We start from the raw sequence: 10,290 nt of genomic DNA, 5'->3' as shown, positions 1-10,290 counted from the left end.
CAGTGGTGTGTTCGGCGGCAGTGGTGTGTTCGGCGGCAGAAGGGCAGAGAATCCGTAAAGGGATACAAACGGATTAACCAACAGAGACGCGGTATGGCGCGTCAGTGTTGGTTAATTGCTGGTCGCGTGGACGTCGTCGAGACGCCAGTCGAGAGAGTGCCTGTTGCTGTCGGTCGCTCATCTAGCCCCGCTATTGCGCCGTACCGACCCAGCTGGGGCAGCGCGAGTTGCTCAGGAACCTCGGTGTGTGCGTGTCGTCAGGCGCGGCCGCCCGCGGTCGCCGTGCTCGCTCGCGCGAATGGGTCGCGCGCCAGCGGGTATGCCCGTCGGTTCCTTCGCTCCAGCTGGTGCTCGGAACTGCCCTCACTCCGCTCCCGTTGGTCGCTCCGTTCGGCGACCGGGCATACTCCACTGGACGTTCGCGTGGCTGCGGGCGTTGCGCCTTCCTCTGTGACCCGCTCGCGCCAGGGCACCTGAGGCGCGAGCGGTAGCCCGCAGTGTCGAGGTTCAGGTCGTCGGGAAGAGGATGAATGAAGACGCGGCGTTCGCCGCGCCTCGCACCTTGTGAGTGCAATGTCGAGTATCAACGAGAGCGGCAAGAGCGTACTGGTACAGACCGAACTCAGCGAGTTCCGAACGACGATCCCGACGGTCGTCACCGATGGCGGCCATCGCATCGAGGACGCGCGGACGCAGCGAGCGTTGACCGAGGAGATGGACGTGTGGCTCTCGCAGGAAGGCGGCATCTATGGTGTCCAGAAGGGCGCAAGCGGGAGCATCTACGAGGTCGACGTCGTTTCAGAGACGTGCTCGTGCCCGGATTGGCAGACAGGCGAGCCGGACGGTGGGTGCAAACACCTCCGGCGGGTCGACATGGAGATTCGAGCCGGTCGAGTCCCGCGCCCAGATGGCCGACTCACCGAGAGCGCAGCTGTGATCGAGATGCCAGCCGAGGAGGCGCGACGGTGATGTTGGTCTGTGAGTGTGGGAGTCGACGGCTGGAGTTGGAGCGTGCAAGCCAGCGCGAATCGTCGAACGGCTTCTTCGAGTGCTATCGCTGTGCGGTCTGTGGTCGAACGGGAAGCTACGAGGTCGACGACGTCGCCGGGATCGACTGGACGAACGACTGTGTGACGACTGAGGAGCAGGTGCCGTAGCTGCGAATACCCGGCACTCGTTTTTCGTATCCCGAACCACCCCTCCACCTCCAGGTTCCGAGCGCTCACAGTCGTCGTGAGCGCTGGGCTTTCCCGATGGTTGTTTCGCGATTAGCTCCGGACACGACACCCACCGTTATCGATTTGTAACGAGGTCCTGTTCAGCCCCAGCACCTCAACAGGAACCTCGTGTGTCTGTCCGGTCGAGCAACTGGTGGCCCGAGAATGCGAATCCGTGGATCGTCGACGAGTAGCGATGCATCGGCCCGTCGATGACTGATTCGAGAAGTGGCTGTCTTGTTGTACGATCTGAAGGACTTGGTAGACGCTTCCGAGAAGAGTGGGGGGTTGACCGAGCTATGTGCGATGGAAATTCGGTGGTTCTTACCGCGTGGCAGGCTAAAGCCCTGCTGGCACTTTCTGAGAAAACACCAGACAACACGGTGATTTGTGTGCGCTGGTATAGAGATGCTATGCGGTGGTTTGGGAATTGATGTTTTAGGCAATCGCGGAGGATTAGCTCCCTCTCGTCGCGGGTCCCAGCTGGAAGTTCGAGAGTAATTGAGAGAAGAGATCGGCAGCACCGAACGCCGAGATCATGGCCGTTTCCACGCAGCAATCTGCCGTCCTTACTCCTTCATCAGCACTTCCATGAGCCGGGCAATGGCAATGAGCTGCTGTGGTTCCTTCACACGGGTCGTCGATTGTCGTCGAGGCTGAAGCGCGTCCGGGAGCGCCTCGTCCGATATCGTGAGCGGGCCGCCATTCTCCTCACGTGCCCACTCGACCTCCCGAACGAGGACGTGGTTTTGATCGTAGTCAGTCACAGGGTTCTCAGGCCGGTAGTAGCACTCAGACGTCACGATACCTGGAACCTGTCCCTCTGGGAAGTTCCCGAGAATCATCGTTCCAACGTCGTACTCGTCCACGAACCGGCGAATCGAACCTTTGGCTTGTCCGGCGTGCCGCTTTGGATTCTCCTTGTCTGCATAGGATTCTTCAGCGAGCGTGTCGCGTAGCGCATCCCAGTCGATTACGCCCGCCCCGAACTCGACCTGGAACTCCCCGCCCACTACATCCTCGGTGATCGGGACGTCAGCCTCGGTGAACAGTTCGACATTGTGCTTCTTGGTCAACCCCCAATCGGAGATCGTAGCGATTCCGTGCTCGGCCCAGGTGTCCGCCACCTCTCCCACTTCGATAGATGGGTGAGCGACGTTCAGACGGAACATATCACCTCGTTCCTGTATACTTTTCTTAAGTCGCTCTGACAGCCTCGAACCGCTTTCGGTTTCTGTTTGCGCCATCTCCGCCCTATTCTACACCCCCACCCATCTTAACTTCTTCGAATAGAATAGAATAGTGTTATAGATTGCCCCAAAGCCCCGTTATTCGGGGTTTTAGAGTATTAGAGAACAAGTTAAGGTGATTTTTCTGTGGCCATGCTTTAGGGTGGGTGTGCAGAGATAGACGGAGTGATCGGACTTCTGGGTCTCGCTACGTCTTCTTCCAGTACGATTGGGCCATCCACTGAGTTCCACTAGCCATCGGTCCACTGAGCGATACATGCCATCTATTTAGCACGGCGTAGTGAAGACTCTATGCAATATCACTGTGATTTACTGTTTGGTGAACTAGTCGATGATAGCTTTCTACGTCTGGGTCAGTTCACAACCTGTGCTTGGTGAAGACAGTCTGAATTGACGCATTCAGAGCCTGAGACCACCTCACCGCAGTGGGGGCATCGTTCGTCGACTGCCTCGACCTCCCTACCCTCAATCTCGTCAATATCGGTGATGTACTCAGCGACGTCCTCATACAAATCGATCTGTGCATCAACCCACCCATCGTTTCGGACGATGATCCCCCATCCTGGTGCGAAGTCCCCGAACTCGCCTTTGGCCATCGCGTGCTTCTCAACATCCTCAGTCGATGTTCCAGAGACCTCTCCATCAGCGTTGTATTCAGGGATATCCTGCGCTTCCCAGTACGTGCCAACCCTGCTCCGTGCGAACGCGATACTCGAGGAGTCATTGAGCCGGAGGATGATCGTCGAGAGCAACCCAGAGAGGAGTGCATCGCCCCCGTCGCGACCATACCGGTCATACAGCTGTGCAACGGACTGCAACGTGATGAGTGCCCGCGTGTCTTGCCCGGCCCCGACGTTCACGAGATCCCCGATGCGTCGTAGTGGTGGCAAGCGAGCAAACTCATCGAGAACAAAGTACGCGCTCTGATCGCCATCGTCGAGGGCAAACCGAATTGACCAATCGATAGTAAACCGAATGAGTGGCTTCGTGGATTCGCCGAGCCGTTGCGGATAGTCGATGATCAGGACCTGACCCTGCGGGTCGTCCATGTACTGGCGAATCGACCAGCTCCCTGCCTCGCAGAGATCGCCCTGGAACATATTTCGAACCTCCTTGCGGAACGAAGCCATGACGCCCTGCGACTGTTCGGACGCGTCAGGGTCGATGTAGTCGGTGATCCCCTGGAGATTAGGATGCTCCGAGAGCGTTTCAGCGAGTTCTTCGACAGTCGTTGATTCGATCCACGTTACGAGGTCCTCATTCGTGGGTGTGGTTCCGTCAGGCGCTTCTCGGCGCATGACTTTGAGAACTGCAGCGAACAACTGACGTGAGGCATCGGCAAAGAAATCAGAGCCATCAGGTGGAGCCGGGAATAGCTCTCTAGCGAGCTCTTCGCACTCCTGTTCGGATTCGACTTCCTCGAAGATATTCCACTGGACATCAGCTTCCCGACCTGAAAGCACAATGCGCTCATCTTCGTCGAGGTGATCTTGGAAATCCGTTTTGTGGTCGTAGATGATGAACGGCGTTTGGTCATCAGCTTTGTCGCGTATCTGGTCCACGAGCAGTTTCGTCGCGTTGGTCTTCCCCGATCGAGTCGCCCCCAGAATCCCGATTGATCCCGTCACGTCGATGGGGATCATCCGCCGCAGGAGACGACCGCTCAAGTGGTCTGTCTCGTTGATGTGGTTGACTGGAAGCCCAATCTCAGAGTCGTCGAGCCGCTCCGACGAGAGCGTTAGCTGCGGTGGGCGATTTCCCCAGTACCGATAGAGAATGAACGGACTCGCGAGAAATGCCAGCCCCCAGATTGAGAGAGGGATGACTGGGAATTCTGGCGTCGGGAGGTAGAAGAGCCAGACGAGGAGCAACAGAATCCACCCAACGACGAACCAAGCCGGTCGAACGTAGTACTGGAAACGCTTCGTCAGACTCATCGACTATGACCCTGTCCACGGTCCTGCTCCTGTTCCTGGCTAATCTGCTCCTGTTCCTGCTCTTGGCTCAGTGACTCGTCAAGGGCCTGGTCGAGGGCGTGCTCAACGCCCTGCTCCTGCTCGATGGAATGCTCGTGTGCTCGGTCACGAATTTGGTCGAGATCCTCCCTGTCGATCCAGAGAGGGTCGCCAGGCTGGTCAGCGCGCCCAGTCGCGACCACGTGCGCGTGCGGACGGTCACCACCATCACGATGGACTGCATACGCCCAGTCAACGCCCTCGCGACTGCCGATGGTTTCACGGATGGTTTGCCGTGTCGCGCGCCCGATTTCCTTGTTTTCGAGCTGTTCCGCATTCTCGGGCGAGATGATGAGATGACGACTCATCCCGTTCTCCTCCGAACGGTCGAGCAGATGCTGCTGCTCGCTCGCGTCCATTTCTTGGCCCGTTCGGTCGCGCAGATTCTCCTCCTCGTGCTCGATATAGCGCATCAGCGCCCCCGTGTCTCGGCGCTTAAAATCAGAGTCGATGACCGTCGTCATTGGTTGCCCTCACGGAGTGCTTCGAAATCGAGTCCACTGCTGTCTTGGTCGGTGTCATCTTCAGCAGTTACGCCCTGGTCGTCCGTTGCGCCCTGACCATCACTCTCGCCGCTAGCGAGATCGTCGACGTCGTCCTCACGGAGTCGTCGCGCACCGGTTTGCAGAGCCTCTCGAATAGCCGCCTCTCCGTGTTGCTGTTTCACGAGTTCGAACGCAGCCACAGCATAGACCCCGGTCTTCGCGTTCAGATCCTGCATCTCCCGCGCAGTGTCCTCCATTTCTGTGAGCCCGTCATCAAGGAGATCTTGGAGTCGTTCAGATGCGCGCGTTTCAGCAGATACCGCGCCCTCGCGTTCTCGACGAAGACCTTCGCGAACGAGTTCGAACACGAGCGTTGAGCGGGTTGTGTCCTGCTCATCCGCCAGCTCGTCCAGTTCGCGCAAGGTCTGCTCGTCGCTGTAGAACGTTATTTCTCGATCACGCGCCATGGGAATCTCCCTCGTTTTCACAGGTATCTGTTTTGTGAGACACCGACAGCGTGACCGTGTCAATTACGTCTCCAGATTGGTTCGTGGTATAGATCTTCGCTGGACCGTCCACAGTGGTCTGACTATGGAGTATTTTGACAACGATACTGTCTTTCCAGTCTCCGCCGGTGCTTGAAGATACTGTCATTGGAGGGCAGTAGTACGGGCTTCATTCGCCCGTTTTCAGACACTCAAACCGTGCTTAATAATACGTGATTGGCTAGTGTCTTATAAGCTACGAGTTGCGAGAATCTGCATACCATCATCGCCAATAGACGAGAAAATTCCTTCGCCAGTAAATGGTTAACCTCGGTCGTGCGCACATCGATTATCGCGAAACAGCAACGAACCACCTTGATACGGAGGCTTATCAGCCACCACAAGCGAGGCGACCGAAGGATGGGACCCTCACACGGGTCCCGACTGACGGAGCCGAGCGCACGCCCCCGAGCGGAGCGACGGGGGCACTCGTGACGCGGTAGCGGTTCGGTGCGGTCTCAATCTCCGAACAGATAACATGATTAACCAACAGAAGGTCCCTCACCTTCGCTAGTGTTGGTTAATGTGTGTAGGAAATATCAATAGTGAGGGGCACACCATCGTTTCCGGAGGTTCCATAGGATGGGTGTCGTTTCCGAAGGTGAGGAGAGATTAGCTACTGTCGTTAGCCGGTTACAACCTGCAAACGGTAAATTTGCGAGTTCGTAGAGTAGGAGAGTTTTCCGAGTCTACGGGGGAAGGACTGCTGATTTAGATTCAGCATACACAACGACTTTTACCCTCGGGTGAAATGTTCGTCTCATGACCCGGCCGCAGAAGGATAGCACTCCAGACCAAGCGGAAATTACTGACGACAGTGCGATACCCGATGTAGACGGCGAATCTGGTGTTGACAGTGAAACCGCTACGGAATCAGATCACGGATCTGCCGAGACTGACCCTAGTTCGGACACAGAAGAGGGGAGAAGTACTAGCGGATTGGGTGGGACGATTCGGGATCGCGTCGAGAGCCAACTGAACGAGAAGGATTCGACGACGTCAGTGTTTGCCAATAAAGACCTCGTTCACCCAGATACGATTATTGACGCCAATCGTATCGTTGGTCGCGACGAGCAGTTAGATCGGATCATCGAACTACTCCTGCCCGCAGTGAAGGGAGGGCGGCAAGACAATATTCTCCAATTCGGCCCCTCTGGAACGGGCAAATCACTCATCATCAACGCGACTGCCGAGGAGGTCGCGACGCTCTGTGAGAATCGCGGTGTCGACTTCGGCGTCATTCGCATCAACTGCCAGCGGATCAGTTCCGAGGATAAAGCCGTCTACGCGATGCTGAAGGACGTATCCGAGAAGACCGGTGCTGAGGTCGGCATCAAAAAACAGGGAACGGCAACCTCAGACAAGTACGACCGCCTCTACGAGATCGTCAATGAACGCTTCGAGGCGATCCTATTCATCCTGGACGAGATCGACTATCTCACCGGGAATAGCAACGACGACGAGCCGGATTACTCTCGACTGCTCTATCAACTCTCACGCGCTACCGCCGAGGGCGACATCGAAGGCCGGTCAGCAGTCGCTGCACTCACCAATGACACCCAGTTGATACAGAAGTTGGATGGGCGGACAGCCAGTTCGTTCAATCCAGATAACGTCGTGTTCCCCGACTACGACGCCACCCAGATTCGAGCCATCCTCGAACATCGAGAAGATGCATTCCGTGATGGCGTACTCTCCGGCGATGTGATACCGCTTGCCGCCGCGTTCGCTGCTCAAGACGAGGGTGACGCTCGAAAGGCAATCGACCTGCTCAGAAAGGCGGGTGAGATGGCCGACCGCGAAGGAAGCGGGACTGTCGAGGAGCGCCATGTTCGAACTGCACAGGGGAAACTCGATGTCGACCAAGCACAGAAGACGATCAACGGGCTCTCCGCGCAGAAAAAATACACTCTGTACGCCTTGACGATGGTCGCTGTTCACGCGACTCGTTCACTCGATTCGATCCCCGGTCCAGTCGCCTATGAGGTCTACAGCTACGTGACCGAGAGCATTGATGCGGACACGAAATCGGACGATTCCTTCCGACGGTATGCAAAGGAATTGGCGTCGTACAACATCATCTCGAAGGATCGGAGCGGCCGCGGGCGCGGACGTGGTGTTCACAACGAGTACGCCTTCGCTATCGATCCCGAGACTGTCGAAGAGACGATTGAGCGGGACAGTCGGATAACTGAGATCGAACAGGACTCCCTCCAGCTTGTCGTGGAAGCCCAGCTCAACGAATTCAATAGCACATAGAGATGGGACTGGTCGAGGCGGTACGTAGCCACCCCCCGTTTGCTGATTGTATACTGTGAGAGGCCCCGTATGCAGAATGTATTCTCTCGATCTGGGGTCCGAGCATCATCGACGAGCGTCTGACAGACGTCATCCCCCCCATTTGCTGATTGTATCTCTCCACAGCAGAGGAAATCGGATGGAGGTATCGGAGGCAAGAGGTCGTTCTCGCATTTCTCATCGAGGAAATATTCAATAGACCAGCTGTAACAGCCCAGAGCGGCTGTTGAGAACTGAAATCATCCCAAGCGAACAGTCGCAACCCACCCTCTCCCCCCATTTACTGATTGTATCTCACCAAAAGGCGGGTGGGGGTTGAGAGGAGAATCACGACAAGAATCTCTAAAACCAGGAAACTCGCGGTTATAGACTTTGAGATAGCTGATTTGGTGAATGTCTGTAACTAGGTTTGTAGATAGAAGGTTTTATGGAAAGGGACTGGTAACAATATCCGTAATACAGTAAGACCGTAATGAAAAGAAAGATATAATTTCTATATGGAGAGGAATGGCTTCGGAACTGTTCTTCGTCTTTATCTCCTCTAAACGTCTTCTAACAGCTAATTTCGACATTTTGGTCATTCTCGATGTTAGGATGTCCCCCGACCCTTTCTCAAGATACATTCCGCAAATGGGGGGAGGGGGAGCAATACAATCAGCAAAGCAGTCGCGATATTCTCTCCTGCTCAACGTTACCCCACGACAGCGATCTATGATGAATGCGTGGGGTAACTACAGGGACAACCATTCGAGGATATCTGGAACAATCAAGACTCTTGGTTCGCGTTCACCGGTGCGATATACTCGTTTTTCCAGGAGTCGCCGTCACGCCATTGCCAGTAAAAGTAGTGATAGCCCGGCTTCGTCTCTTTAATCGTGATGTAGGCTCCGCCAGCTGGGACATCATCGTAGTCTGCTGGATCAGTCGAGACATCTCGTTCCTCGAGCTCGTTCTGTTGGGCCTCGCTGATCGATTCCTCTTCCTGTTTTTGATCAACCATACGCTCGCGTTCGGTGCGTTTCCAAGCCGCCAGCTTCGTGGCATACGTTGCGATCGCATCGAGTCGATCGGGCGACTGCTTGTCCAGTGGTTCGAGAATGTAGTTCGGTAGCTCTGGCGCTTGCGGTTCTGTTGTGGGTGGCTCTGAAGATTCGTCCATAGTTACCCCACGCCTCGCTTTGTGTATCAATCTGTGGGGTAACTCAGACGGCAAGAGACCGGAACACGTCTGACGTAGTTATTTGAAGTCACAGAATGCACAGAACGGATGGAAGCCATGACTCGACGAATCGGAATCACGAATCAAAAAGGAGGAGTTAGCAAGACTACAAATACGATCAACGTCGCTGGTGCTCTCGCTGCCGAGGGCGTGGACGTCCTTGCCCTCGACATGGACCCCCAGGGATACCTCACGCATCGCCTTGGGTTCGAAGACGAGTACACTTCGGATCCACCGTCGCTATACGATGCGCTTCAGTCGCCCGCCGACCACGACGTCGACGATCTCGTTGTCACTCACGAGGAGTTCGATCTGCTCCCGGCCAACATCGATATGTTCCACCTTGAACAGGACCTCATCGCGAGTGGGATGCGTCCTCGACTGCGGCTGAAGAGAGTCCTGGAGAACGCGACCGCGTGGGACGTCATCCTCATCGATGCGCCGCCGTCGCTAGGCCCACTGAATGATAACGTCGTTCTTGCCACCGAGGAACTCCTCGTGCCGGTCGAAGCCGACGAAAGCTCCCAGCTCGCGTTGAACCATCTACTGCGCCAGCTGGACACGCTCGAGGACAACTACGACACGCACGTCGATGTCCTCGGTCTCATAGTATCGAACGTGGCCTATCCGCTGGACAATGAACAGCAGGCGGCCATTGACTGGTTCAACGAGCGTTTCGAAGGACGCGTCGGGGTGTGGACTGTTCGAAGCCGGGCAGCAATCAAGCGGGCAGTGAAAGACCAGGGTTCGGTGTTCGCAGACGACGCCGAAGAGACTGACATGACCGACGTGTATGCGCAGATCGCTGCGGAGGTTACCGATGAGTGACGAAATCGACGACCGTCTGAGTCGTCGGTTTGACGATGACCAGGACGACGAGACTGAGACCACTTCTGAGAAGTCACAGAACGACATGACTTCTGTTCAGTCAGGGAGAGAAAAGAAGTCTCAGACTTCACAGAAAGCACAGAACATCAAGAAGGAATGGAACGTACGGAGTTTCTACCTCGATGACGACCTCGATAGTGATCTCACGACCGCGTTCAAACGACTGGATCTCTCGCTTTCGGAGGCTGACGCCCAGGTCAATCTCAAGAAGACACGCCATTTCTACCCACTCATCGTCGAACTCGGCTTGGAACGGATGGAAGAGATGGAGGTCACAGAAGTCACAGAACGGTTGGAACGCAAGGATTCTGTATAGCCCGATGGAGTTTATCGGGCACTGAGTATGACGAGAAGAGTTTAGTAGCACTAAATC

General features: G+C 55.8%; 10 protein-coding genes. 5 read left to right on the top strand and 5 right to left on the bottom strand.

Annotated features, from left to right (window positions below):
• The first annotated feature begins 573 nt into the window (after window positions 1–573).
• Window positions 574–969 carry a hypothetical protein gene (locus EYW42_RS19340; protein ID WP_202613973.1) on the top strand — a complete coding sequence of 132 codons (396 nt, stop codon included), beginning with the start codon at window positions 574–576 and terminating at the stop codon, window positions 967–969.
• Complete coding sequence (locus EYW42_RS19335) at window positions 969–1,157, top strand: hypothetical protein (protein ID WP_135537051.1); 189 nt, start codon at window positions 969–971, stop codon at window positions 1,155–1,157. The genes EYW42_RS19340 and EYW42_RS19335 overlap by 1 nt, the downstream gene beginning before the upstream one ends.
• Before the next feature lie 629 nt (window positions 1,158–1,786).
• Here the strand turns inward: EYW42_RS19335 and EYW42_RS19330 are convergent.
• From EYW42_RS19330 to EYW42_RS19315, 4 genes are all read right to left on the bottom strand, one after another.
• On the bottom strand, window positions 1,787–2,389 hold the full coding sequence (locus EYW42_RS19330) for a hypothetical protein (protein WP_135537078.1): 603 nt from the start codon (window positions 2,387–2,389) through the stop codon (window positions 1,787–1,789).
• 431 nt (window positions 2,390–2,820) lie between these two features.
• Window positions 2,821–4,404, bottom strand: coding sequence for a type IV secretory system conjugative DNA transfer family protein (locus EYW42_RS19325; RefSeq protein WP_135537077.1), 1,584 nt, complete (start codon window positions 4,402–4,404; stop codon window positions 2,821–2,823).
• The gene (locus EYW42_RS19320; protein ID WP_135537076.1) at window positions 4,401–4,946 is read right to left on the bottom strand and encodes a relaxase/mobilization nuclease domain-containing protein; all 546 of its coding nucleotides are present in this window, start codon (window positions 4,944–4,946) and stop codon (window positions 4,401–4,403) included. Before EYW42_RS19320 ends, EYW42_RS19325 begins: the two co-directional genes overlap by 4 nt.
• Window positions 4,943–5,434 carry a hypothetical protein gene (locus tag EYW42_RS19315; RefSeq protein ID WP_135537075.1) on the bottom strand — a complete coding sequence of 164 codons (492 nt, stop codon included), beginning with the start codon at window positions 5,432–5,434 and terminating at the stop codon, window positions 4,943–4,945. The genes EYW42_RS19320 and EYW42_RS19315 overlap by 4 nt, the downstream gene beginning before the upstream one ends.
• A 1,080-nt stretch (window positions 5,435–6,514) precedes the next feature.
• Between EYW42_RS19315 and EYW42_RS19310 the strand changes: the two genes are divergently transcribed.
• Window positions 6,515–7,771, top strand: coding sequence for an AAA family ATPase (locus EYW42_RS19310; RefSeq protein ID WP_237561388.1), 1,257 nt, complete (start codon window positions 6,515–6,517; stop codon window positions 7,769–7,771).
• An 805-nt stretch (window positions 7,772–8,576) separates the two neighbouring features.
• Here EYW42_RS19310 and EYW42_RS19305 read toward each other — a convergent pair.
• Window positions 8,577–8,969, bottom strand: a complete 393-nt coding sequence (locus tag EYW42_RS19305) for a hypothetical protein (RefSeq protein WP_135537073.1) — start codon at window positions 8,967–8,969, stop codon at window positions 8,577–8,579.
• 117 nt (window positions 8,970–9,086) lie between these two features.
• Between EYW42_RS19305 and EYW42_RS19300 the strand changes: the two genes are divergently transcribed.
• On the top strand, window positions 9,087–9,857 hold the full coding sequence (locus EYW42_RS19300) for a ParA family protein (RefSeq protein ID WP_202613975.1): 771 nt from the start codon (window positions 9,087–9,089) through the stop codon (window positions 9,855–9,857).
• Window positions 9,850–10,233, top strand: a complete 384-nt coding sequence (locus EYW42_RS19295) for a hypothetical protein (RefSeq protein ID WP_135537071.1) — start codon at window positions 9,850–9,852, stop codon at window positions 10,231–10,233. Before EYW42_RS19300 ends, EYW42_RS19295 begins: the two co-directional genes overlap by 8 nt.
• The last annotated feature ends 57 nt before the right edge of the window (window positions 10,234–10,290 follow it).

This window comes from Halostella pelagica, assembly GCF_004762015.1.
GTDB classification, from domain to species: domain Archaea; phylum Halobacteriota; class Halobacteria; order Halobacteriales; family Natronoarchaeaceae; genus Halostella; species Halostella pelagica.
Note: the sequence above shows the minus strand (reverse complement) of the source record. Positions and strands in the feature narration are given on the sequence as shown.